The following is a 25,218-nucleotide window of genomic DNA, read 5'->3' on the forward strand; positions in this document are numbered from 1 at the left end:
ATCGACTCCTTTCCTAATTCATAGTATAATAAAGTTCAACAAAAAAATCTATTGGAAAATGCCGACCGCCGGCTTCCATAAAGGGGATGGACCATGAAAAAGAAAGTGGAGATCGTCGTTTACGGCGCCGAACAAATATGCCCGTCCTGTGTCAATCTGCCGTCGTCCAGGGACACCTTTGAATGGCTGCAGGCGGCCATTGCCCGAAAGTTTCCGGGCCAGCCGTTTGCCATCGAATACGTGGATCTGTTCAATCCCCCGGACGAAGGGAAAAAGCGGGCGTTCGCACGGAAAGTGATCGAAGAGGACATGTTTTATCCGGTCGTCGTCATTGAAGACCGAGTCGTGGGCGAAGGGAATCCCCGCCTGAAGGAGATATTCGCCGAATTGGAAAAATACGGATACAAACCGGGAACGGAAAGCGGCAAATAGCCGCCTTTTTTTTTCGGGCGGTCCCGACGGAAAAGGAGATTCCGTCTGCGGCCGGGACGAAAAGCCCTCTCCCCGCAAAGCAAATCCATGGAATGGCCGTTCTTCTGCATCCACCGATAAGGGGCCCTTTCCCGGGAAAGGAAAGGACGGAAAAAATTTGCGGGAGCGTTTCGTCCGCGAACCTCCCGCCAAAGAAATGCGCATGTCCCTTCGGAAAAACGGGACGTTTCCAACGGGGACGGGGACGGTTCGCCTAAGGGTCCGCCGGTTAAGAATCCTTGAAAAAGGACGTTTGACATTTCCTTGCCCGTCGTTCTTTTGTTCGCCAGCGGAAACCCCCGTCGATTTGCCCGGCCGCCGTTCGTCCCCGGAAGGAAGATGGGCCGTTTCCGGCCGCAGGCCCCTTCAACTCCCCAAATACGCGGCTTTAATTTGTTCGCTGTTATAGATGTCGCTCGCCTTCCCCGAATGGACGATTTTTCCCGTTTCCAATACGTACGCCCGGTCGGCGATCCCCAATGCCAAATTCGCGTTTTGTTCCACCAGCAGGATCGTCGTGCCGCTTTCGCTGATTTCCCGGATGACTTGGAAGATGGTCTTGACCAGCAGCGGGGCCAGCCCCATGGACGGTTCGTCCAAGAGAAGCAAGGACGGCCTCGACATCAGGGCCCTGCCGATGGCCAGCATTTGCTGTTCCCCGCCGGACAGGGTCCCGGCCAATTGTTTTTTTCGTTCGGCCAGCCGGGGAAAAAGGTCGTAAACCTTTTTGAAATCCTGGGCCACCGCCGCCTTATCTTTTCTGAGATATGCCCCCAATTCCAGATTTTCTTCCACCGTCAAGTTGGGGAACACCCGGCGTCCTTCGGGAACTTGGGAGATTCCCGCCTTTACGATCATCGGCGCCGGTTTACCGTGGATTTCCCGGCCTTTGTAGGTGATCGAGCCGGATTTCGGTTTAATCAAGCCGGAAATGGTTTTTAACAAGGTCGTTTTTCCCGCGCCGTTGGCGCCGATCAAGGTGACGATTTCCCCTTCGTTCACTTCCAGGGACAGATCCTTCAGCACGTGAATTTGGCCGTAATACACGTTTAAATTTTTTACCCGGATCATGACACGACCTCCTCTCCGAGATACGCCTCAATGACTCTCTTGTCGTTTCGGACCTCTTCGGGGGAACCTTCCGCGATCTTTTGTCCGTGATCCAAAACGATGATCCTTTGGCATATGCCCATCACAAGAGGCATGTCATGTTCAATTAATAAAATGGACAGATGAAATTCCCTTTGAATGAAACGGATCAACTCCATCAATTCCTGGGTTTCCTTCGGGTTCATGCCCGCCGCCGGTTCGTCCAGCAGGAGGAGCTTCGGGTTGGCGGCCAGGGCCCTGGCGATCTCCAGCCGCCGCTGCTGGCCGTAGGGGAGATTTTTTGCCAATTCGTCCTTTTTCGAATCCAGGTTAAAAATTTTTAAGAAAGAGACGGCCTTCTCTTCGATTTCCTTTTCCCCGGAGAAATGGGAAGGCAGCCGGAAGACGGAGCTCAGGATGGAATGTTTGGCCAAGGAATGATAGGCCGCTTTGACGTTGTCCAAGACCGTCAATTCTTTAAACAGGCGGATATTTTGAAAGGTGCGGCTGATCCCCTTTTGGGTGATTTTATACGGGGGAAGCTTGACGATGGATTCCCCCTGCAGTCTGATCTCTCCCTCCGTCGGGGGATACACGCCGGTCAGCAGATTGAAGATGGTCGTTTTTCCCGCCCCGTTCGGCCCGATGAGCCCCACCAGTTCGTTTTCATAAATTTCAAGATTGATGTTCGAGACGGCCTTCAATCCGCCGAACTGGACGCCGACCTGTTTCATTTCAAGCAACGGTTTGTTTGCCATTCTGGTTGCCCCCCATTTTTCCGTATTTTTTAAACAGATCCGTCCATTCTTTTGTCCCCATTAAGCCCTGCGGGCGGAAGATCATCGTCAGTATGAGGACGATGCTGTACAGGATCATCCGCGTTTCCGGGTAGTCCTGCAAATAGATGGAGACGATCGTCAGCAGGACCGTGGAGATGACGGTTCCCGAAAGGCTTCCCAGGCCGCCCAAAACCACGAAGATCAAGATGTCGAAGGATTTTAAAAAGCCGAAAACCTGCGGCTGGATGATGTAGAAATTATGGGCGTACAAGGCGCCGCCCACGCCGGCGAAAAAGGAACCGATGACGAAGGCGATGACTTTGTAATACGTGGTGTTGATTCCCATCGCATCCGCGGCGATTTCATCTTCCCTCAGGGCGATGCATGCCCGGCCGTGGGTTGACTTCGTGAAGTTGTTGATGACGATGATCGTGATGAGGACGGAAAAAAACAGGATCGTCCAATTGGTTAAACGGGAGACGTTCATTCCGGCGGCGCCGCCGACATAGTCGATGTTTAACAGGATGATGCGGATGATCTCACCGAATCCCAACGTGGCGATCGCCAAATAATCCCCTTTTAAACGGAAGCTGGGAACGCCGATCAATATTCCCGCAATCGCCGCAGCAATCCCGCCGGCAGCGATCGCAAGCAGGAAGGGGAGATGCATTTTCATGGTCAAAACGGCCGAAACGTAGGCGCCGACGGCGATGAATCCCGCATGGCCGATGGAAAATTGCCCCGTGATGCCGATGATCAGATGGAGGCTGACGGCAAAGATGAGGTTGATGCAAATGAGAAACAAGGTGTTTTCGTAATACGGATTCAACGTTCCGGAGGAAAGGAGAAATTGCACCACCGCGTAAAAAACGATGGCCAAGGAAAACGGGATCCAAAATTTTTTGTTGATTTTCATGAATCACACCTTCTCCCTGATGTTTTTGCCGAACAGCCCGGAAGGTTTGAACAGCAGGATCAAAATCAAGATGAGAAAGGCCGCCGCGTCGCGCCAGAGGGAAAAACCCGCCGCGCTGACGAGGGCTTCGACGATGCCCAAAAGCATTCCTCCGACCATGGCGCCGGGGATGATGCCGATTCCGCCCAAAACCGCCGCGATGAACGCCTTCAATCCCGGGATGATGCCCATTAACGGTTCGATCTTGATGTAGTAGATCCCGAAGGCGACACCCGCCGCCCCCGCCAGGGCGGAACCGATGGCGAAGGTGACGGAGATGGTCCGGTCCACATTGATTCCCATCAGCCGGGCGGCATCCGCATCGACGGAAACGGCACGCATGGCTTTTCCCGTTTTGGTTTTATGGATGAATAATTCGAGGATGATCATCAACGTCACCGAGACGGCGAGAATGACGATGGACTGGCTGCTGATGGTCAGCCCGGAAATCGCAATGGTTTTGTTCGGAATGATATCGTCGGGATAGGCCGCCGGTTGGGCGCCCCGCAAATAAATGGTCGTATATTCGATGAGCAGCGATACGCCGATGGCGGTGATCAAAGCCGCAATTCTTGTCGCATTCCGCAACGGTTTGTAGGCGACCCGTTCGATCACCACGCCGAGCAGGGCGGTGATGAGCATGGTCAGAACGAGGGCCAGGACGAAGGGGAGATGGAAGACCGTAATCAGATAAAACCCGGTGAAGGCGCCGACCATAAACACGTCGCCGTGGGCGAAATTGATCAATTTGATGATGCCGTATACCATCGTATAACCCAATGCGATCAACGCGTATATGCTCCCCAGTGAAATGCCGTTGATCAATTGCTGAATCAATTCCATCGGTTGGTTCCCCCCAGAAGCGATTTTCCTTGCATGAAAAAGATGATGACGGAAAGGGATATCCGTTTGTTCCGGCCCAGAAGCGAAATTTCTTGCATAAAAAAGGAGCGGGGGAATAATTCCCCCATACGACCGGTGCCGCTTTGCCTATGAAAAATCCTCGTGCATTACGGATTGACTTTCGAATGGAATTTCGCCGTGCCGTTTTCGAATTTCATGATCGTTACGGCTTTGATCGGGTTGTGGTTTTCATCGACCGTCAGCGTCCCGGAAACCAATTCCAATCCTTTGGTTTCCGCGAGGGCGTCCTTGATTTTTTCGCCGTCTAGGCTGCCGGCCCGTTTGATGGCGTCGGCCAGGAAGTAGACCGAGTCATACCCTAAAGCGTTGAAGCCGTTGGGCGATTTCCCGTTGAATTTCTTTTTGAAAGCTTCGACGAAGGATTGGATCTTTTCATCCGGATCGTCGGAAGCGTAGTGGGCGAGCATGTAAGCGTTGTTCAAAGCCTCGTTCCCGGCGAGTTTAACCAATGTCGGGGAATCCCAGCCGTCCCCTCCGATCAGGGGCACGTCGATTCCCAGCTCCCGGGCCTGCTTGATGATCAAACCGACTTCTTCATAGTAGCCGGGAATGAAGACGACATCCGGCTTGGCGGCCTTGATGCGCGTCAGCGTGGAACGGAAGTCGGTGTCCTTGGCGGCGTAAGCTTCTTCCGCGACGATCTTGCCGCCTTTTTCAAGGAAGGTTTCTTTAAAGGCGGCCGCCAGGCCTTTCGCATAATCGCTGGAATTGTCGGTATAGATGGCCGCGTTCTTCAGTTTCAATTCGTCGGCGGCGAAGGTCGCGGCGATCTTTCCTTGGAACGGATCGATAAAGCACGTCCGGAACATGTATTCGTTGACGGAACCGTCTTCGTTGACCGTTATCCGTTCATTGGTCCCGGAAGGGGTGATGACGGGCGTCTTATTTTCCGTCGCCACGTCTTTTTCCGCCATGACCGCGCCGCTGGTTGCCGGGCCGATGATCGCAACCACCTTTTCTTGGGTGGTCAATTTGATGGCCGCGCTCGTCGATTCGGAGTTGTCGGATTTGTTGTCGACGGTGACCAATTCCAGTTTTTTCCCGTCGATGCCGCCTTTCGCGTTGATTTCTTCAACGGCCAGTTCGGCCCCTTCCTTTGCGGAGCTTCCGTAGGATGCGACTTGCCCGGACAATTCGAGATTCAGTCCGATTTTGATCGTATCACCGGACGATGAACCTTTCTCTGAATTGCCGCATGCGGCGGTAAAAAAAACAAGACATGATGCCAAAAAGATTAGTAAGAATTTTCTAAAATTAAACAATATAAATCCCCCTTTTTCTATTTTAAAAAGACCAATAAATAGAATATTCAGAACTAATTTTATACCACATTTTTTTCTTTGTCTATAACAATTTTTTAAAGAAAATTTTGGAAAACCCTTTCATTTCTGAGGAAAAATATTCCATAACCGTCCATGATTCGATCGGAGGTTTGGAAAATCGCCGTTTGCTTTGGGGAAAGCCTTTTTCACGGCCGGGCGGGGAAGAATTTTGGGGACGAAAAAGACCGGGAAGGGGAAAGGGAACGGACGGGATGCCTGGGCGGGGACTCATGGCTTTGCGGGAAAAGGAAAGAATAGCGGATGAAAGGACGGAAGGGGGCGGGAAAGGCGCCGTGCCTTCCATCCGCTGCGGGCGGTCGGCGGGGGCGCCGGGGCAAATTTTCCGGAGAAGCCGGAAGCGGATCCGGCATCCGGCGGCTGAATTACCCGTTATGGAATTTATAAAGCCACAGCACGCCGGATTTTAACAGCCGGGGCACCCTGCCGGTGATCGGGCGGTCGGCAACCAGTCCAAAGCCGTGCTTTTTTCCGAGGGATCCTAAAATTCCCTTCAGCTTGATGCGGGGCAGTTCGGGCGGCAGCGGTTCCCCCGCCCAGCGTTTGAGCAAAACATCGGCAATTTGTTCCGCCTGCCGTTCCGCCAATTGGGCGCTCGGGGCGAAGGGGAGGCTCGCGCAATCGCCGCAAACGAACACGTTGTCGTAATTTGGGATGGTATGGTGGGTGGTTAAAAGGACGCGGCCGCCGCCGTCTTTTTCCACGTCCAAGTCGCGGACGATCTTATTGGCCTGGATGCCGGCCGTCCAGACGATAACGTCAAAATCCTCCGGCTCCCCGCGGTTGTACAGCACCCCTTCTTCCACTTTGGTGATATTCGCTTCCCGGACCAAATGGATGCGGTGTTCCCGAAACCAGGACTCCACGTAATTGCTCAGCCGTTCCGGGAAAGCGGAAAGGATCCTTTTGCTCCGGTCGAATAAAAAAACCTCCAGGTCCGGCCGGCTTTCGCACAGTTCGCTTGCCAGTTCGACGCCGCTCAGGCCCGCCCCGACGATCGCCACTTTCCCTTTCGGCGGGAGATTATGGATGGCCTGGTAGGCGGCCCTTGCGGCTTCGATCGTCTGGATGCTGTGGGTGTGTTCTTTCGCGCCCGGCACCTGATGGTACCTGTCCTCGCATCCCAAGGCGATCACGAGCTCGTCGTATTTGACCGGTTCCTGATTTTTTAAATGGACAAGTCGGTTGTCCAGGTCAATTTTTACCACGTGGCCGCATAAATATTCCAATTGCGGGCTTTCGGGGAAAGGAACCCGAATGTGGTGATCGGAAATCGTGCCGGCAGCCAGCGCATAAAATTCCGTTTTTAACCAGTGGTACGGCGTCCGGTCGATGAGCAGGAGGGAATGGCCTTCCGGCAGCCCTTTGGCAAGAAGGCGCTGCAGCAAAGTCATGCCCCCGTAACCGCCGCCCAACACGACTAGCTTTTTCATGTGCATAATCCCCTTTATCAGCAATCTCCAGTTTTGAATGATTATTATCTTAAAAAAGTTTTGTAAACACTCACAAAAAATTATAACAAAAAATGCGGCTTAAACAATGACCCCATTGCAAATCAAGCAAAATCATTGACCGCGAGCCCGGGTTCGGGTAGCATTCTTAAACAAAGGACATGGTTTTGCGGAAAGATTTTGAGGTGAGAACGGTGAATCCGATCATTGAATTTTGCATGAGCAATTTGGCGAACGGGTCCTGGCGGGCCTTGGAGATATTGGAAAACGATCCGAATTTGGATGTGATCGAATACAGCTGTTTAAACCATTGCGAATTCTGCGCCGGGCATTTATTCGCCCTCGTGAACGGGGAGATCGTCACGGGGGAAGATCCGGAAAAGCTGGTGGAAAACATTTATCACCGCCTCGAGGAAGAACCGTTGTTTTAAATCGTCGGGCGTCCCGGAAAAATTGCCCGGCGCAAATATATATCTCCGCCCAGGGAAGAACCGTCGTTTTAAATCGTTGAGCGTCCCGGCGAAAAGGGATATACTATCTCATAAGATGGCAAACGAGAAACGTGGAAGGGAGGTTCAAACGATGGCTGACGTCATCCGGTTAACGGAGGCCGCCGCCTACCAAATCAAGGATATGTTGAAGGAAAACGGCATGGAGGACGCGTACTTGCGTATTTCCGTCAAAGGCGGCGGATGCAGCGGGCTCTCCTACGGAATGGGAGTGGACGATCATGTCAATGAGGATGACATAATCATCGAACAACATGGGGTCAAGGTGCTCGTCGATCAAACGAGCGCACCGATCTTGCAAGGGACGAAAATCGATTATAAGCAAACGCTCATGGGCGGCGGTTTTACGATCGACAACCCGAACGCCATAGCGTCCTGCGGCTGCGGGGCTTCCTTCCGTACGGCGAAAGTGGCGGGTACGCCGGAAAAATGCTGAGCGTTTCAATAATGGAAAAAGGAAGAAAATCCCTTTTAAAGCCGCTGCCTGGATGGCGGGAATCGGCCTGGGTCCGCTATGCCAAGGACTCAGGTTTTTTCATTTCAATGGAAACCGGAGGCGGAAAGAATAAATGGAAATCGCCGGCCTTTTCCATCCTTTCTATGCTTTCGGGGGAGGGATGGTCCTATGGGAACAAGCCTTAAAAGGGAGGAGTAATTTACCTTAAAAAGATAGGATCCGGACGGGAGCGTCCGGATCTTTCATTTGTGAAAGAGTAAAATATTTTTGGGAAAAATCAGGCCCTTCCATTGGCGGGGTGACCAATGATCGCTGTTGGTTTTGTCCCGCCCGGCGATTTCATCTTCCATTCTGTACGGCACTTACCTTAAAGGATAATCTGCCTCCGGTTCCTATTGGGAGGAAACCAGAGGCGGCGTATTTCAATTCATCCGGGATGCGTTCCCTAGGGAACGATGTTGGACATTATTCATGCGGTGATGGACGTTTTTTCCGCGATGATGGACATTTTTTCGTCCATGTTGGACAAATTTTTTTCCATGTTGGACAAAAATTTTCAAATGATGGACATTTTTTTGAAAATGTTAGACAGTCCCGTGCGGTGTTGGACGTTTTTTTTCAGATGTTGAACGTTCTGGTTAAGATGTTGGACACTCCGTGCCGTAACCCGGAATGAATGTCGGACATTTTACCCGGGATTTTGGACAAAGAGTACCTTTCTTTGAACGTTTGGCAAAAAATGATGAACATTTTTCCTTGGTTGTTGAACAGCCGGGGGACGAAGGGAAGAAAAATGTTGGACATACCGGCCCGGAAATCCATGAATGTTGAACATTCCTCTTCGATGATAAACCATGAACCTCCCATGCCGGTCAAGTACCATCCAAGTTAAACAATGAATCTTGCATGCCGGTCAAAGGACCATCCACCTTGAACCATGAACCTTTCAAGGCGGTCAGAGGACCATCCATGTTGATCCATGAACCTTCTATGGCGGAAATAATATCAAGTTGAACCATGAACCTCCCATGCCGGCTCATGGCCATCGGTCGGGGAATGCCGGAGCTCCTGACAACGGGCCTTAGACCCCGTACTTACCGGGAATATAGGTGATTTGAACCAGCGGTCTCTTGCAGACAATCCCTCCGGAACCCCGTAAAAAAGAAGTTCTGACAACAGTATGACAAAAGAGGCGGCCCCGGCCCTGCCCTGGCTGTCGAATCCAGTTCAAAAAATTTTGATATAACAGGCGGGTGTAGACGCAGAAGATCCGCCGAAGCGCTCCAACCCTGCATGGCAACAGAATGAATAAAATATTTGCGGGCAAAATCAGGCCCCTACAATAGGTGAACGGACAAAGACCTTGCGCCTTATAATTCGAAAATCGATCATATTCCCTGAACAACGGTCGTAGCTGGATGGAAAAGGAGCAAGTGCCATGTTCGCCGGATTAGCGGCGGATCTGGATCAATCGTCATGAAAACCCTGTTTGGACGGGGCAAGGGGGACGGAAAACGGGGCGGATAAGAAACGTTTAAAAACGTTCATGGTCCGCACCGAATTTCCGGTCGGCAAAATCGGGGAAGGAAGGACCCGCCGAAACGATTTCTTGAAAAGATAGCAAGCACAGTTGGAGAAGGCAGAAGAGAAAACTTCCCGTATGGGAAGTCAGTTGCGCCTGTATTCAAATCATTTAAAGACTGGACGGTTTTAAAAACGCGGACTTTTCCCCGAGGAGAGCGCCCTTAACCGATGTATCCATTTTTTATTGGCTGGAATAAAAAACGTCCGCAAATACTTGACGAAAAACGCTTTGCGGACGGATTACGATTGCGGCACCGGGGAAAGATGCATGTTTCCCCGCCTTGCGCCGCATGTTTTATTCCCTTTTTTGGAGGCGGTGCCGGCTTCGGGCATCTTGTTTCCGGAACTGTCATTCCGGAATCAGTATTCGGCCAAGTCCAAGTGATTGTGAAAAATTCGACTCCCGGTCGGCGAACATTTTCTTTACGTAATTGGAATCGCTTAGCGGCGATATTTTGCACAAATAATGGAATTGATCCGGATTCCGGGTTTTGCTCAAATTATGCAATTGATCCGGATTCCGGGTTTTTGCACAAATTATGGAATGGATCCAGTATCCGGTTTTACACCGAGTTTGGACTTCATCCAGTATTCGGGTCCGGGCATTGAAGCGCCCGCCCCGCCCGCGGGCGTTCCCGGCCGGGAGGCGCGGAATCTTAACGATCCAAAAACATTGGAACTGATCTGTTCCTCATTGTTCGAAAAGGGAAGTGCTGTGGACCGGCTGCACCCTTGCTTTCGGGTCGATGTAGGCTTTGGCGTTGTTCACCGCGATCGGCGCTTCGCCGAACCCGGTGGCGATCAGCTTCACTTTCCCTTCATAGATGCAGATGTCACCGGCGGCGTAGATGCCGGGGATGTTCGTTTCCATTTTCGAATTGACGACGATGGAATTTTTTACGATATCAAGGCCCCAGTCTTTGATCGGACCGAGGGAGGAGATAAAACCGTAGTTGACGACCACTTCGTCCACGTCGAGGACTTCCGTCGTCTCTTCTTTCGCATGCTTCAGCACGATTTGCGCAATTTTTTCCCCGTCTCCGATCAGCTCCGCCGGGACAAAGGGGGTTTTGATTTCCACCTTGGAATTTTTCAGCTTTTCCACGCTGCTTTCATGGGCACGGAACTTGTCCCTGCGGTGGATGATCGTCACTTTTTTGGCGATCGGCTCAAGCATGAGCGACCAGTCGACCGCGGAGTCGCCCCCGCCGAAGACGGCCACCCTTTTCCCGGAAAAATATTGGAGGTCGGTGACGAAGTAGTGGAGATTTTTTCCCTCATATTGTTTGGCTTCTTCCAGTTCCAGCCGCCGCGGCTGGAAGGCGCCGTTTCCGGCGGTGATGATGACGGTTTTTGAATAATGGATTTCCTTGTCCGTCGTCAGCCGGAAAATGCCGTTGTCCAGCTTTTCCACCTTTTGAACGGATTGTTCCAGGCAGACGGTCGGATTGAACATTTTCGCTTGTTCGATCAGGGCGTTGACCAAATCCTGGGCCCGGATCTTCGGGAACCCGGCCACATCATAGATATATTTTTCCGGATACAATGCCGCCAGTTGGCCGCCCAGCTGGGGCAAGCTCTCTATGATTTTAACGGTGGCGTTTCGCAGCCCGCCGTAAAAAGCGGCAAAAAGACCGGTGGGACCGCCGCCGATCACGGTTATGTCATAAATTTGTTTATCTTCTTTCAAAAAAATCCCTCCATTCCTTTTTACCCCCTATATTTTAACACAACTGTTACAAAAGCAAATAATAGGAAGGCCGATGGCGTTTCCGGAAAAAGGGAAAAAATATTGAAGCAGGGATATTGAAAATTTTAGGAAAAAGGGCTATGATGGATTTGAAACAGATGTTAATTTTTTGTGAAAAAATTAGTAACATTTTATGAATTAGTTAGTGAAGAATTACACAAACTTTCCCCCGATTCGGCGAAGGGAGAAAATGGAAAGCATTTTTGAATCAAAAGTATGGGAGAAGGGTGAAAGATGGTAAAGAAACCAGCTGTTGTTGTATTAGGCGCGGGGTACGGCGGCCTGATGGCGACCGTCAAACTGCAGAAGTTGCTGCACCCCAACGAAGCGGACATCGTCTTGGTGAACAAAAACGATTACCACTATGAAACGACGTGGCTGCATGAAGCATCCGCCGGCACGCTGCATCACGACCGGGTCCGCTACCGCATCCGCGACGTGGTCAACACGAACCGGGTGAAATTCATCCAAGATACCGTCGAGGAAATCAAGGCGGACGAACAAAAGGTGATTTTGTCCGGCGGCGAACTCCATTACGATTATTTGGTCATTGCCTTGGGCGGCGAATCGGAAACCTTCGGCATCCAAGGATTGAAGGAACATGCCCTGTCGATCACCAATGTCAACATGGCCAGAAAAATCCGCGAGCATATTGAATACCAATTCGCCACCTACAAGGCGGAGGATGAAAAAAGGGAGGAACTTTTGACCATCGTCGTCGGCGGCGCCGGCTTTACCGGCATCGAGTTCCTCGGGGAATTGGTCAACCGCGTTCCCGAACTGTGTGAAGAATACGACATCGATCCGAAGAAAGTGAAGATCATCTGCGTGGAAGCGGCGCCGGTCATCCTGCCCGGATTCGATCCCGAACTGGTCAATTACGCCGTCTCCCTGCTGGAGAAGAAAGGCGTCGAGTTCCGCATCTCCACGCCGATTAAAGAATGCACGCCGGAAGGGGTCGTCGTCGGCAAAGGGGAAAACGAAACGGAGCTCATCAAGGCTGGCACCGTGATCTGGGCAGCAGGGGTCCGGGGAAATTCCGTCATTGAAAAATCCGGGTTCGAGAACATGAGAGGCCGGGTCAAAGTGGACATGTATCTGCGGATGCCCGGACACGAAAATATTTTCGTCATCGGCGACTGCTCGCTCGTCATCAATGAAGAAACGAACCGCCCCTATCCGCCGACGGCGCAGATCGCCATGCAGCAGGGAGAACATACCGCGAAGAATATCGCTGCTTTAATCCGCAATCAAGAACTGGATGATTTCGTCTTTGACAACAAGGGGACGGTTTGTTCCTTGGGCGAAAAAGACGCCATCGCCATCGTCTTCGGGAAAAAATTGACCGGCTTTAAGGCGGCCTTCATGAAAAAAGTGGTGGACAACCGCGCCCTCTATTTGGTCGGCGGACTTCCGCTCGTCCTAAAAAAAGGAAAGTTCAAACTGTTATAAATCCGGAAAAAAATCGGCCGGCGGAACGCCGGCCTTTTTTTCCGGGTTAAGCCGCAAGCCGGCGAAGGGAGATCCGGTTTCCGGGACCCGGTCCGCGGCTCCGCGTCCCCTAAGCGAAGGGAAATCCTTTTCCGACGCATTCCCCGGGAGAAACGGAGGCTTCCCATGGCGGCGGAAAGCGGATCTCCGGCAAAGGGACGGACGCAACCCCAGGAAGAGACGGATGCTCCCCGTGGAGCCTTTCCGCCGTTACCGGCCATCCGAGATCCTTCATCCGGATGCGGGCGGAAGGGACGCAAACCGCCTTCGCGTGATTTGACGGGCGCCTTTTTTCTTCAGTAAACTAAAATTAGCATGTAGGAGAGGAGCATTTGCCGTGCAAATCACGATCATCCAAATGGCGGTTTCCGTGCTGCTGTTTTTCGTTCTTTTTTTCGGCATCGGTTTTATCTTGAACATGGTGCTGCGGATGACGTGGCTGATGGCCGCCCTTTATCCGATCGTCGTCATCTTCATTATCGATCAGGTGAAATGGTATGAATACTTCACCAAGCCGGGGGAATCCCTTGGCCGCCTGTGGGAGCGGATCCTTTCCCTCCATGCGGCGGATGTGATCATTTTGCTGTCCGGGTTTGCCGGGGCCGTTCTCTCGGGGATTGCCATCCGCATCCTGCGCCAAAAAGGCTATCAAATGTTTTAAATATCCTTTGCCAGCAAAGATTTCAGCTCCTCCCGTGAATATTTCTTGCCAATTTAGGAAAGAAATAGATTCGGGAGGAGTGAATTTTTATGCCGACTTTATCCAGATGGTTAAGAAGGATCGTCATGACCGTGCTGTTTGTCGCCGCCTTTTTGACGACATTTCAGGCATTGACGGGGATCAAATGGACGGGAATTAAAGCGGAAGCCGCGGGATTTTTGCTTGAGGAAGCGAATTACGGCGGATATTCATCCGATGATCTTCCATACATCCATGCGTTGAAAGAAGTCAATCTATCTTATAAAACATTAAACCAAGAAAAACGGGAAGAAACGAAAATTTCATCGAGCACCTCCATCCAAGGGAAAGTCCCCCCTTTGGAAGAGGCGTTTGACTGGGAAAAGTACCCGAAGGTGAAAGTCGTCGCCACGGGCTATACCGCCGGTTACGAATCCACGGGGAAGCGGCCCGGGGATCCCGATTTCGGCATCACCTATTCGGGGGTAAAAGTCAAGAGGGATTTATACTCGACCATTGCGGCGGATTTAAATGTTTTCCCGCTCGGGACCATCCTCTTCATCCCCGAATACGGGTATGGGGTCGTCGCCGACAAGGGAGGCGCCATCAAAGGAAACAAAATTGATTTATATTTTGAAACCGTGAAAGACGTTTACGAACAGTGGGGGAAAAAGACCGTTGATGTCTATGTCGTGAAGATGGGAAACGGCAAGGTGACGAACCGGGATTTGAAGAATTTGAACGAAGATGAAGGAATGCAAGTGTTCCGCGAACGTTATGTTCAAAGCGTGAAAAAGTGAAGGGACGGAAAGCCCGGAGGATAAACGGCCGAAATCCCGATCCCCGGATTTATTTAAGGAGATGGAGACGGAAAGCCCGGGAGATGAACGGCCGGTCTTTCCGTTTTCCATATCCCGCCGGGAAGTTCGGGCCCCGGCACGGGGCTTCGGCGAGGATCCCGGGCGGCCGCGAAAGGACAAATGAGGGGGCGTCCGGGACGGAAGCCGGGGCACATTCGACGGGTTTCCGCGGTCTTTTCGGCAGTGGGGGAAAAGCAACCCCCGGCATGTGTAGGGGAGCTTTGCGGAAAGGCGGAGAACCGGGCGGTTCCGGAAGGACTGCTTTCCCATGCACCGGATCCGACACCGTACGGAGCCCCCATTTCATTTGATTCCCGTTCCCGATATGGCGGATATTGCCGCCCGGATCAGAAGGCCGGCCGCCAGGATCCGGACCCTTTCGCGAGGACTCGAACCGGAAAAGGTTTCACGAGCCGCCGGCGGAGGACGAAAGTTTCTCCCGGTAATATCCCGAACCCGCAGGGGAATGGGAAAAAAAGCACAATTTATGACAAAAACGGTTTACAAATCATTTTTGCCGTGTTATTATAAACATTGCTGAAATTATTTCATACATATTGCATCAACGCAGTGTTTCGTTTCGGAAAGAACGAAGCATTGCGTTTTTTCCTTTTTGGGGAAAATATTATGATGACGTTAGGGACGGAAGGGGGCAGAACCGGCGATGGAAGCGCTGAATACTTTGAAGAAGGAAATCATTGCGTACAGCAAGGAGATCGGCATCGACAAAATCGGGTTTACGACCGCCGATCCTTTCACCGAATTAAAAAACCGGCTGATCCGGCAAAGGGAATTGAATTACCAATCCGGCTTCGAAGAGCCGGACATCGAAAAACGGACCGATCCCCGGCTTTCCTTGGAGGGCGCCCAATCGATCATTTCCATTGCCGTCTGTTACCCTTCAAAAATGAAAAACCCCGTCCGGGGCAACCGGGAGGAAAGAAGGGGGATTTTTGCCCGTTCTTCCTGGGGGGAAGACTACCACCGGGTGTTGAATGACAAGCTGGAAAAACTGGGGCAGTTTATCCGTTCCAAAGTCCCCGACGCCCGGTATAAACCGATGGTCGATACGGGGCCCCTCGCCGACCGGGCGGTGGCCGAGCGGGCGGGGATCGGATGGAGCGGGAAAAACTGCGCCATCATTACCCCGGAATTCGGATCCTATGTCTACCTGGGGGAATTGATTACGAATATTCCTTTTGAGCCGGATGCCCCGATCGAGGATCGGTGCGGATCCTGCAATCGATGTTTGGAAGCCTGTCCCACCGGCGCCCTCGTCCGTGCCGGCCAAATCAATGCGAAAATATGCATTTCCTATTTGACCCAAACGAAAGAGGACATCCCGGAACCCTACCGCAAAAAAATCGGCAACCGGCTGTACGGCTGCGACACCTGCCAGGTCGTATGCCCTTATAACAAAGGAAAAGATTTTCATTTTCATCCGGAATTCGAACCGGATCCGGAGGCGGCAAAGCCGCTTTTAAAGCCGCTCTTGTCGATCTCGAACCGGGAATTTAAGGAAAGATTCGGACACATGTCCGGCGCCTGGCGGGGGAAAAAGCCGATTCAGCGGAACGCGATTATCGCCCTTGCCCATTTTAAAGACGTGACTGCCGTTGAGGACTTGGGGAAGGTTTTGGCGGAAGATCCCCGGGAAGTGATCCGGAAGACGGCGGCCTGGGCGTTGGGAAAAATCGGAGGGGAAAGGGCGAAGGAGATTTTGTCCTCCGCCCGGGATAGGGAAAAATCGGAACAGGTGTTGGCGGAAATCGGCCGAGCGTTGAAAATGCTGCAATAAAAGTTCAACGCCCCGCCCCTTTTACATACATTCATAGTAGAAGGGGAGTGAGGCGCATGCTGGAGCACATCAAAAACGCCGCTTCAAGGCGGGTGAAACAATGTGTCGACGATCGTCTGACGGGCTGCGGGAAAATCACCCGGAAAAAGCAGCTGATGAAAAAACGGGGTGCGGAGATCATCAAGGCGGAAGCCAGGGGAAAAATCAACGGGATCCGGGAAGAATCCGAATTGAAGCGGGTGGATTACGATCTGGAATTATCGCTGTTCATCAAGCAGAAAAACCGCTATTACCTCGAGCAGGAAGTGGAGAACCGGGTGGCCACTTTCTATCAAAATGTCTTCGTTTCCGACGAGGAGCAGGAAGCCGCAGAGGAAGAGGCCGATTACCGGCTGGCGGGCGAGTTTGCGGAGGAAGCGGAAAGATTGCGTTTCATTTACGACCGGCTGCGGGCGGTCCAGTATGCCGAACGCTGGTGGAACGACTACAATCCCCGGTTTGAAAAATTTGCCGTGGACTGCACCAATTTTATTTCCCAATGCCTTTATGCGGGCGGCGCGCCGATGCGGGGCTACCCGGACCGGAGCAAGGGATGGTGGATGCAAAACAAAAATTGGAGCTACAGCTGGTCCACCTCCCATTCCTTGCGCCAGTATTTATTATCGTCGAAAGTCGGTTTGAGGGGAAAACGGGTGGCCCATCCCGCCGAACTGAAGCTGGGGGATGTGATCTTTTACGATTTCCAGGGAAATGGCCGCTTTGACCATTCCACGATCGTAACGGCGAAGGACGCTGACGGCATGCCCCTCGTCAATGCCCATACGACGAACAGCCGCATGCGTTATTGGTCATACGAAGATTCATCCGCCTATACGGAAAACATCCAATACACGTTCGTGACCATTGTCGATGACAGGGAAGAATAGGTTTCCGCCTCCGGAGCGTCCGCTTAGAAAAAGCTGGGCGGCGCTGGCCCGCCGATTCCGCCTCCGCAGCGGGGTGACGTTTCGCCGGGAGGCGTGCAGGAAAGCCAGGGCGCCGAAATTGCCTGCGGGATGCCTTTTGAAGTAAAATGATGGCACGAGCCACATCCGCCCCATTTTCGCCGGGAAAACGGGGCGATTTTTTCGCAAACGTACATAAAAAAGGGGGAATACGTCATGAATCCTGTCGTAGAAACCATCCTTTCCCACCGTTCGATCAGGGATTTTGAAGAGAAAAAACTGACGAAGGAACAGATTGAAACGATCATCCGATGCGCCCAAGCGGCCTCCACATCCAGCTTTTTGCAGGCTTATTCGATCATCGGGGTAACCGATGAAGAAAAGAAGGCCCGCTTGGCGGAAATCGCCTCCAATCAGAGGCATGTGGCAAAAAACGGGCATTTGTTCGTCTTTTGCGCCGACCTGTACCGCCACCGCATCGCCTTTGAGATGGAAGGGGAGCAGGCCGCAAAGAACCTGGAAAGCACGGAATTATTTATGGTCGCCCTGATCGATGCGGCCCTCGCCGCGCAAAATGCCGCCTTGGCCGCGGAATCGATGGGGCTGGGGATCTGCTATATCGGGAGTTTGCGGAATGACCTGGAGGAGGTCAGCCGGATTTTGGATCTTCCCGATTTTGTCTTGCCGCTGTTTGGGCTGACCGTCGGCTACCCGGCGAAAATAAACGAACAAAAACCCCGTTTGGCGCTGGAACATATTTACCACGAAAACGGGTACGAAAAGGATAAGAACAAATACATAGAACAGCTTCGCGCATACAACGAAACCGTCCGGTCTTATTACCGCAAACGGACGGGAGGCCTGCGGGCCGATACTTGGACGGGGCAGGCGGTCAAAACCCTGATGAAAAATGAGCGCCTGTACGTGCATGATTACATCAAGAAAAAAGGATTCAACAAGATCTAAAACGGGATGTTTGAAGAGGATTCGTCTTGCTTCTTTATAATAAAAGGAAGGCGGCCCGGAGTTCGGGCGGGAGAAGCGGCTCGCGGCTGCGTCAAAAGAAGGACCTTCGGCAGACCCGGCAGGCTTTGGCCGCAAAGGTTGGCCCCGGGCCGGAGCGGCGAACCTTCCCGTGCGGTCCAAAGGAAGGGGAACCGAGGCGGAACCTTCGTTCCCGGAAACGGGAGGGCACCCGTCCCGCCACTAATATTATAAAACGGCGGCATCCGGGCGATGGTCCTGGCAGCGGGGCGGGTTCCGTTCCGATGCCGGGGCGGACGGATCCGGCACGGCATTTTAGGATTGCCCGGACCGTCCGGGTGTACGAGCAGGCTTGAAACAAGAGGTGAATGATTGGTGGGAATCCATGTCGTCCTTTACCAGCCGGAAATACCCGCAAATACGGGAAATATTGCGAGAACCTGTGCGGCGACGGACACCGTTTTGCATCTCATCCGTCCGCTGGGCTTTTCCACCGATGACAAGATGCTGAAGCGGGCGGGGCTGGATTACTGGCCGTTCGTAAAAATTTTTTACTATGATTCCCTCGATGAATTTTTTCATAAAAACGGCACCGGGGAGCATTATTACATCAGCAAATTCGGGAAGAGGACTTACAGCGAATGCGATTTCCGCGATCCGGCGAAGGAATATTATTTCATTTTCGGAAAGGAAACGACCGGGCTTCCGAAGGATTTGCTGCGGAAAAACCGGGAAAGATGCCTCCGCATCCCGATGAACGGCAACGTCCGTTCCTTGAATTTATCCAACACGGCGGCCATATTGGTTTACGAAGCGCTGCGGCAGCAAAACTTCCCGGGGCTGGAAATCGCCGGTCCGGAACTGCCGGCGGAGGCGGACGTTTTTCAGGAAGAAAATGCGACGGGAAAATAAAACAGCACAAAACCCACAGACCGCGGTCTGTGGGTTTTGCCGTTGAACGGGCAGGACTTGAAGCCGCTTGAGGCGGCCCTTGTTTAAAAAGTGCCCGGTTTGTCTTCGTACCCAGATGTGAGAATCGCTGTCAAAAAGGCAATGGCCACCCCGAGGATAAGGATTAACCGCATCTTTTTACCTCCTTTGTCACTTCCCTTTCAGCTTCTATTATTATACCCCAATATCCCCGCCGCCGAAAAGGAATAAATGGGCGGGAACCGGCGAGAAATCATCCCATTTTATCGATTCAGGATTTGCAAAAAAAAAGCGGAAACGGGACTGAAATTTCGCTTCCAATTTTTGCTGCCCCATTCTAGGAAAAGCCATGAAACCCCTTTCGCTATTATTTTTAAATATTATTTTTTTCGAATTAAAATTCTGTCATTATGGAAATATCGCAAAAAAAATTCGATATATTCTTATCGAAAATTTTATTAAAAAAATATTAATCCGTGAAATGATTACTGCATTTTATAACAAGAGCGGATAAAAAAATTATATTGAAAAAAAGAAAAAAACGATTATAATGATAATATATATAAATCTTCAGAAAATGGAGATTTAAAACAAACTAGGGGGGAAATCGATGAAGAAGAAGCTTGCGTTACTTCTCACCCTGTTGCTGGCCTTAGGCACGGTTCTTTCCGCTTGCGGCGGGAAAAACAGTGCCGGTGATGGGGGATCCGAAAAAGAAAAACCCAAGCAGGAATTCCGGGTGAACATCAAGACCGAGCCATTTTCCCTGCATCCGGGCTTGGCCAATGACAACACTTCCGGTACCGTGCTTCGCAACACCTTTGAAGGTTTGACCCGCATCGGCATGGACGGCAAACCGGAAAAAGCGATGGCGGAAGATATTCAAGTTTCCGATGACGGAACGGTTTATACCTTCAAGCTCCGTGACGCCAAATGGTCCAACGGCGACCCGGTAACCGCCCACGACTTTGAATACGCATGGAAATGGGCGCTCGATCCGAAAAACGAATCCCAATACGCCTATCAGCTCTATTATTTGAAAAACGGTGAAGCTGCCAACACCGGAAAGGCTTCGCTGGATTCCGTAGGGGTCAAGGCCCAGGACGACAAAACCTTGGTCGTCACTTTGGAACAACCGACTCCGTATTTCCTGGAATTAACCGCATTCTATACGTATTTGCCGATCAACAGCAAAATCGCCCAGAAAAACCCGGACTGGTATAAAAACGCCGGAGAAGATTACGTCTCCAACGGTCCGTTCAAAATGGTGACCTGGGAACACCGCAACAAGATCGAGCTCGTGAAAAACGACCAATACTGGGATAAAGACAACGTAAAATTAGAAAAAATCACCATGTACATGATCGAAGACGTCAATACGGAACTGTCCATGTTCAAGAAAGGTGAACTCGACTGGGCGGGTCTTCCGTTCTCGCAATTGCCGACCGATTCCATTGAACAGCTGGAAAAAGAAGGCATATTGAATATCAAGCCGATCGCCGGCGTGTACTGGTACAAATTCAATACGGAAGTCAAGCCCTTAAATAATGCGAAAATTCGTAAAGCATTGGCCTATGCCATCGACCGCGAAGCGATCGTAAAGAATATTACGAAAGCGGGGCAAATCCCGGCGATGGCCGCAGTTCCGCCTTCCATGTTCCCTGAAAACGAAAAAGGCTACTTCAAGGACAACGATGTGGAAACCGCGAAAAAACTTCTGGAAGAAGGCTTGAAGGAACTGGGCTACAAAGATGTGTCCGAATTGCCGGTCATCAAGATCGCTTACAACACGGATGAAGCTCACCAAAAGATCGCTCAGGCCATCCAAGACATGTGGAAAAAGAACCTCGGGATCAAAACCGAACTTGAAAACGAAGAATGGGCCGTTTATATCGAAAAACTTCACCGCGGCGACTACATGGTCGGACGGATGGGCTGGCTGGGCGACTTCAACGACCCGATCAACTTCCTTGAACTCTTCCGCGACAAGAACGGCGGAAACAACGACACCCGTTGGGAAAACCCGCAATTCAAACAATTGTTGATCCAATCCCAAAAAGAACGGGATCCTGAAAAACGCCTTGAACTGTTGAAACAAGCGGAAAAAATCTTCATGGATGAAATGCCGGTCGCGCCGATTTACTTCTATACCAATGCCTGGGTACAAAAAGACAACCTCAAAGATGTGGCTATCTCTGGCCTGGGAGACGTACAGCTCAAATGGGCTTACTTCGAATAAAAATGAGTTTGTTCAATGGGGTATATGGGCCACGCTCATATACCCTTTACTTAGTTAAAACGGAGGTGGTTAGGCGTGCTTAAATATATTCTCAGGCGTCTCGCATCCATTTTGCTTACCTTGTTCGTCATCGTCACGATCACCTTTTTCCTCATGCGGATTGCCCCGGGCAACCCGTTCACTTCCGAAAAAAGGCTTCCCCCGGAAATTGAAGCGAACCTGAACGCCCATTACGGCCTTGACCAACCGTGGTACAAGCAATATGCCCAATATTTGGTCAAAGTGGCCACCTGGGATTTCGGCCCCTCGTTTAAATATAAGGGACAGACGGTGAACGATCTCATCGCGGACGGTTTTCCGGTTTCCTTGTATCTTGGCCTCGAAGCGTTATTTATCGCTGTTTTTTTTGGGATTTTGCTGGGCGTTTTCGCCGCCGTCAGGCAGAACAGCTGGGTCGATTATTCATCCATGAGCCTTGCGGTCATCGGCATCTCAGTTCCGTCGTTCATCATGGCCGCCGTCTTGCAATATATCTTTGCCATTAAATTGGAATGGTTTCCGATTGCCACATGGGCTTCTTTTAAACACACTATCCTCCCCTCGGTGGCTCTGGCCATGATGCCGCTCGCCTATATTGCGCGGCTGACCAGGTCGACCATGTTGGAAGTCTTGAACAATGACTACATCAAGACGGCGAAGTCGAAGGGATTCAGCGAGCGGGTCATCGTCTACCGCCATGCTTTAAGAAATTCCCTTCTTCCGGTCATCTCCTATTTGGGCCCGTTGACCGCCAACATCATTACGGGAAGCTTTGTTATCGAAAAAATTTTCGGCATCCCCGGTCTTGGCGCCCACTTTGTGCAGAGCATTACCAACCGGGATTATACGGTCATCATGGGCGTGACCACTTTCTACAGCATCATCCTCTTGCTTGCCGTATTGTTGGTTGATATCGTTTATGGGCTGATCGATCCGCGCATCAAAGTATCCGCGAAAGAGGGGGTATGATCAAGATGACGTCATCCGTCGGGGAAAAAGAAAAGTTTGTTCTCGTCCAGCAGAATTTGGAAGAAGCGGAAAAAATCGAGAAGAAGAGCATCAGTTTTTGGGGAGATGCCTTTTACCGGTTCAGGCAAAATAAATTGGCCATGTTTTGCGTTTTCCTGCTGCTTGTTCTCGTGGCAATGGCCATTTTTGTGCCGTGGTTCAGCAAGTATGACTACGATACGAACGATTTGATGAACACCAACCAGCCGCCTTCCGCGAAACATTGGTTCGGCACCGATGATCTGGGAAGGGACGTATTTGTGCGCACTTGGGTCGGCGCGAGAATATCCTTGACGATCGGTGTGGTGGCCGCGCTCATCGATTTATTGATCGGTGTCGTCTGGGGCGGCATCGCCGGATATAAGGGCGGAAGAGTCGATGAAGTGATGATGCGGATCGCGGACATATTAAACGGCATTCCTTACTTGTTGGTTATCATCTTGTTTATGGTCGTTTTCGGACAGGAACTTTGGACGATGATCCTCGCCATGACCGTCACCGGCTGGATCAATATGGCGCGTATTGTGCGGGGGCAAGTCCTGCAGCTGAAAAACCAGGAATTCGTTTTGGCCGCCCGGACCTTGGGCGCAAGTTTCAACCGGATCTTATTCAAACACGTGATCCCTAACGCGATGGGTCCCATCCTGGTCACCTTGACCTTGACGATCCCTTCGGCGATTTTCACCGAGGCCTTTTTGAGCTTCTTGGGATTGGGATTGAATCCGCCCCTTGCCAGCTGGGGAACGATGGCCAATGAAGGGTTGCCGGCGTTGGAATACTATCCGTGGAGATTATTTTTCCCGGCCACCTTCATCTGCTTGACGATGTTTGCTTTAAATGTCATCGGGGACGGTCTGCGTGATGCCATCGACCCGCGCTTACGGAAATAGGAGGTGACATGAGATGGAAAAAATCTTGGAGATCAAAGATCTGGAAGTGAAATTTCATACCCAGTCCGGAACCGTCCATGCCCTTCGCGGGGTGAATTTTCACCTGAACAAGGGGGAAACCCTGGCCCTCGTCGGCGAATCCGGGTCCGGAAAAAGCGTTACCGCACAAGCGATCATGAAATTGCTGCCGACTCCCCCCGCGGAAATCACAAAAGGGCAAATTATTTTGGACGGTGAGGATATCGTTCCGAAGACGGAAAAACAAATGGAAAAGATCCGCGGGAACGTCGTCAGCATGATTTTCCAAGATCCGATGACGTCCTTGAATCCGACGATGAGGGTCGGACGCCAAATTGACGAATTGATCATGAAAAATGAAAAGGTTTCGAGACAGGAAGCGAAGCGAAGGGCGATCGAACTGTTGGATATGGTCGGGATCCCGAATGCGGCCAGCCGTTATAACCAATATCCCCACCAGTTTTCCGGCGGGATGCGGCAGCGGGTCATGATCGCCATCGCCGTGGCGGCAAGGCCGAAATTGCTGATCGCCGACGAACCGACGACCGCCTTGGATGTGACCATTCAGGCGCAGATTTTGGAATTGATGAAAAGATTGAAGGAGAAGCTGGAAACTTCCATCATCTTCATCACCCATGACTTGGGCGTCGTTGCCAATATGGCGGACCGGGTCGCGGTCATGTATGCCGGACAAATTGTGGAGATCGGGACGTCCGACGAAATCTTTTACGATCCGCGGCATCCGTATACATGGGGATTGTTGTCCTCCATTCCGAGCTTGGACGCCAACGATGGCGAAGAACTGCACGCCATACCCGGCAGTCCGCCCGATTTGACCAAACCGCCGGTGGGAGACGCCTTCGCGAGAAGAAGCCCTTACGCCTTACAGATCGATTTTGAAAAGGAACCGCCGATGTTCCAAGTGTCCGAGACCCATTTCGTCAAATCCTGGCTTTTGCATCCGAATGCGCCGAAAGTAGAGCCTCCGAAAATTGTTCAGCAGCGCAGACGCGTTTTGCCAGGAACATTCGAACATCCTGTTTTGGTCGAGGGAGGTCTCTAAATGGCTGAAAAACTTGTGGAAGTGAAACATTTAAAGAAATATTTTAACGCGGGCAAGCCCAACATGGTCAAGGCGATCGACGACGTTAGCTTCGATATTTACAAGGGGGAAACCCTTGGGCTTGTGGGCGAGTCGGGCTGCGGAAAATCGACGACGGGAAGGACGATCATCCGCCTTTACAATGCGACCGGAGGCCAGGTTTTATACCAGGGCAAGGATGTTCACCGGATCAAATCGAAAAAGGAACTGAAAGAATTGAACCGGAAAATGCAGATGATTTTCCAGGATCCGTACGCTTCCTTAAATCCGCGGATGAAGGTCGTCGACATTATCGCCGAAGGCATGGATATCCACGGCCTTGTCAAGAACAAAACGGAAAGGATGGAAAAGGTCGTCGAACTGCTGGAGACGGTCGGTTTGAATGAAGAACATGCCAACCGTTACCCCCATGAATTTTCCGGCGGGCAAAGGCAGCGGATCGGGATCGCCCGGGCATTGGCGGTCAACCCCGAATTCGTGATCGCGGACGAACCGATATCGGCCTTGGACGTTTCCATTCAGGCGCAGGTCGTCAATTTGATGAAACGGCTGCAAAAGGAAAAGGGATTGACCTATTTGTTTATCGCCCATGACCTTTCCATGGTGAAATATATCAGCGACCGCATCGGGGTCATGTATTTCGGCAAATTGGTGGAACTGGCCCCCAGCGACGATTTGTACAAGCATCCGCTGCATCCATACACGAAGTCCCTGTTATCCGCCATTCCGCTCCCGGATCCGGACTATGAAAGGAGCCGCAAACGGATCCCGTACGATCCGAGCGTCCATCAGTACACGGATCAGGATCGGCCGGAAATGCGGGAAGTGGCTCCCGGCCATTTTGTTTATTGTTCGGAAAGGGAGTTCGAACAATATAAAAAAGAATATGAAAACCGATAAACGAATGGGGAATGGATGGCATGGTTC

Annotated in this window: 23 protein-coding genes; 15 read left to right on the forward strand and 8 right to left on the reverse strand. The window is 51.5% G+C overall.

Annotation, left to right across the window (positions count from 1 at the left end; all coding sequences use genetic code 11):
* Positions 1 to 93: 93 nt before the first annotated feature.
* Positions 94 to 432: a YuzD family protein gene (locus A3EQ_RS0110815; RefSeq protein ID WP_020155198.1), complete on the forward strand. Its 339-nt coding sequence runs from the start codon at positions 94 to 96 to the stop codon at positions 430 to 432.
* A gap of 405 nt (positions 433 to 837) precedes the next feature.
* On the opposite strand, the gene A3EQ_RS0110820 is transcribed toward A3EQ_RS0110815, so the two are convergent.
* The 6 genes from A3EQ_RS0110820 to A3EQ_RS0110855 all read right to left on the reverse strand — a co-directional run bounded on the left by A3EQ_RS0110820 (position 838) and on the right by A3EQ_RS0110855 (position 6,991).
* Complete coding sequence (locus tag A3EQ_RS0110820; RefSeq protein ID WP_020155200.1) at positions 838 to 1,542, reverse strand: ABC transporter ATP-binding protein; 705 nt, start codon at positions 1,540 to 1,542, stop codon at positions 838 to 840.
* A complete protein-coding gene (locus tag A3EQ_RS0110825) occupies positions 1,539 to 2,318 on the reverse strand; it encodes an ABC transporter ATP-binding protein (RefSeq protein WP_020155201.1) in 780 nt (259 codons plus the stop codon). Before A3EQ_RS0110825 ends, A3EQ_RS0110820 begins: the two co-directional genes overlap by 4 nt.
* Positions 2,296 to 3,255, reverse strand: a complete 960-nt coding sequence (locus A3EQ_RS0110830; protein WP_020155202.1) for a branched-chain amino acid ABC transporter permease — start codon at positions 3,253 to 3,255, stop codon at positions 2,296 to 2,298. Before A3EQ_RS0110830 ends, A3EQ_RS0110825 begins: the two co-directional genes overlap by 23 nt.
* 3 nt (positions 3,256 to 3,258) lie before the next feature.
* Entirely contained in the window at positions 3,259 to 4,137 is an 879-nt protein-coding gene (locus A3EQ_RS0110835) for a branched-chain amino acid ABC transporter permease (RefSeq protein ID WP_020155203.1), read from the reverse strand.
* A gap of 167 nt (positions 4,138 to 4,304) precedes the next feature.
* Positions 4,305 to 5,480 carry an ABC transporter substrate-binding protein gene (locus tag A3EQ_RS0110845; RefSeq protein ID WP_020155205.1) on the reverse strand — a complete coding sequence of 392 codons (1,176 nt, stop codon included), beginning with the start codon at positions 5,478 to 5,480 and terminating at the stop codon, positions 4,305 to 4,307.
* A 443-nt stretch (positions 5,481 to 5,923) separates the two neighbouring features.
* The gene (locus A3EQ_RS0110855; protein ID WP_020155207.1) at positions 5,924 to 6,991 is read right to left on the reverse strand and encodes an NAD(P)/FAD-dependent oxidoreductase; all 1,068 of its coding nucleotides are present in this window, start codon (positions 6,989 to 6,991) and stop codon (positions 5,924 to 5,926) included.
* A gap of 179 nt (positions 6,992 to 7,170) precedes the next feature.
* Here A3EQ_RS0110855 and A3EQ_RS0110860 point away from each other — a divergent pair, with 179 nt between their 5' ends.
* On the forward strand, positions 7,171 to 7,440 hold the full coding sequence (locus tag A3EQ_RS0110860) for a YuzB family protein (RefSeq protein WP_020155208.1): 270 nt from the start codon (positions 7,171 to 7,173) through the stop codon (positions 7,438 to 7,440).
* Between the two features lie 151 nt (positions 7,441 to 7,591).
* Positions 7,592 to 7,954 carry an iron-sulfur cluster insertion protein ErpA gene (gene erpA, locus A3EQ_RS0110865; protein ID WP_020155209.1) on the forward strand — a complete coding sequence of 121 codons (363 nt, stop codon included), beginning with the start codon at positions 7,592 to 7,594 and terminating at the stop codon, positions 7,952 to 7,954.
* Positions 7,955 to 8,847: 893 nt separating this feature from the next.
* Here the strand turns inward: erpA and A3EQ_RS22505 are convergent.
* Positions 8,848 to 8,994 carry a hypothetical protein gene (locus tag A3EQ_RS22505; protein WP_020155214.1) on the reverse strand — a complete coding sequence of 49 codons (147 nt, stop codon included), beginning with the start codon at positions 8,992 to 8,994 and terminating at the stop codon, positions 8,848 to 8,850.
* A 1,256-nt stretch (positions 8,995 to 10,250) separates the two neighbouring features.
* Positions 10,251 to 11,249 carry an NAD(P)/FAD-dependent oxidoreductase gene (locus A3EQ_RS0110905; RefSeq protein WP_020155217.1) on the reverse strand — a complete coding sequence of 333 codons (999 nt, stop codon included), beginning with the start codon at positions 11,247 to 11,249 and terminating at the stop codon, positions 10,251 to 10,253.
* Positions 11,250 to 11,543: 294 nt separating this feature from the next.
* Here A3EQ_RS0110905 and A3EQ_RS0110910 point away from each other — a divergent pair, with 294 nt between their 5' ends.
* The 12 genes from A3EQ_RS0110910 (at position 11,544) to A3EQ_RS0111005 (ending at position 25,191) form a co-directional block, all read left to right on the forward strand.
* Entirely contained in the window at positions 11,544 to 12,761 is a 1,218-nt protein-coding gene (locus A3EQ_RS0110910; protein WP_020155218.1) for an NAD(P)/FAD-dependent oxidoreductase, read from the forward strand.
* Between the two features lie 397 nt (positions 12,762 to 13,158).
* The gene (locus A3EQ_RS0110925) at positions 13,159 to 13,461 is read left to right on the forward strand and encodes a YuiB family protein (protein ID WP_154652862.1); all 303 of its coding nucleotides are present in this window, start codon (positions 13,159 to 13,161) and stop codon (positions 13,459 to 13,461) included.
* Between the two features lie 89 nt (positions 13,462 to 13,550).
* A complete protein-coding gene (locus A3EQ_RS0110930) occupies positions 13,551 to 14,279 on the forward strand; it encodes a 3D domain-containing protein (RefSeq protein WP_020155222.1) in 729 nt (242 codons plus the stop codon).
* Positions 14,280 to 15,003: 724 nt separating this feature from the next.
* A complete protein-coding gene (gene queG / locus A3EQ_RS0110945; protein WP_020155225.1) occupies positions 15,004 to 16,137 on the forward strand; it encodes a tRNA epoxyqueuosine(34) reductase QueG in 1,134 nt (377 codons plus the stop codon).
* A gap of 56 nt (positions 16,138 to 16,193) precedes the next feature.
* Positions 16,194 to 17,063 (forward strand): amidase domain-containing protein, encoded by an 870-nt coding sequence (locus tag A3EQ_RS0110950; protein ID WP_020155226.1) that lies wholly within the window; start codon positions 16,194 to 16,196, stop codon positions 17,061 to 17,063.
* Positions 17,064 to 17,297: 234 nt separating this feature from the next.
* Positions 17,298 to 18,047, forward strand: coding sequence for an oxygen-insensitive NADPH nitroreductase (gene nfsA, locus A3EQ_RS0110955; protein WP_020155227.1), 750 nt, complete (start codon positions 17,298 to 17,300; stop codon positions 18,045 to 18,047).
* A 390-nt stretch (positions 18,048 to 18,437) separates the two neighbouring features.
* Positions 18,438 to 18,977 carry a tRNA (uridine(34)/cytosine(34)/5-carboxymethylaminomethyluridine(34)-2'-O)-methyltransferase TrmL gene (gene trmL, locus A3EQ_RS20940; RefSeq protein ID WP_020155229.1) on the forward strand — a complete coding sequence of 180 codons (540 nt, stop codon included), beginning with the start codon at positions 18,438 to 18,440 and terminating at the stop codon, positions 18,975 to 18,977.
* A gap of 628 nt (positions 18,978 to 19,605) precedes the next feature.
* Entirely contained in the window at positions 19,606 to 21,234 is a 1,629-nt protein-coding gene (locus A3EQ_RS0110985; RefSeq protein ID WP_020155233.1) for a peptide ABC transporter substrate-binding protein, read from the forward strand.
* Positions 21,235 to 21,309: 75 nt separating this feature from the next.
* Positions 21,310 to 22,242 carry an ABC transporter permease gene (locus tag A3EQ_RS0110990; protein WP_020155234.1) on the forward strand — a complete coding sequence of 311 codons (933 nt, stop codon included), beginning with the start codon at positions 21,310 to 21,312 and terminating at the stop codon, positions 22,240 to 22,242.
* 5 nt (positions 22,243 to 22,247) lie between these two features.
* Positions 22,248 to 23,171 (forward strand): ABC transporter permease, encoded by a 924-nt coding sequence (locus A3EQ_RS0110995; RefSeq protein WP_040369366.1) that lies wholly within the window; start codon positions 22,248 to 22,250, stop codon positions 23,169 to 23,171.
* Between the two features lie 13 nt (positions 23,172 to 23,184).
* The gene (locus tag A3EQ_RS0111000) at positions 23,185 to 24,252 is read left to right on the forward strand and encodes an ABC transporter ATP-binding protein (RefSeq protein ID WP_020155236.1); all 1,068 of its coding nucleotides are present in this window, start codon (positions 23,185 to 23,187) and stop codon (positions 24,250 to 24,252) included.
* Positions 24,253 to 25,191 (forward strand): ABC transporter ATP-binding protein, encoded by a 939-nt coding sequence (locus A3EQ_RS0111005; RefSeq protein ID WP_020155237.1) that lies wholly within the window; start codon positions 24,253 to 24,255, stop codon positions 25,189 to 25,191. It abuts the gene before it with no gap.
* Positions 25,192 to 25,218: the final 27 nt, after the last annotated feature.

The sequence above is a fragment of the Caldibacillus debilis DSM 16016 genome, from assembly GCF_000383875.1.
In the GTDB taxonomy this organism is placed as follows: domain Bacteria; phylum Bacillota; class Bacilli; order Bacillales; family Caldibacillaceae; genus Caldibacillus; species Caldibacillus debilis.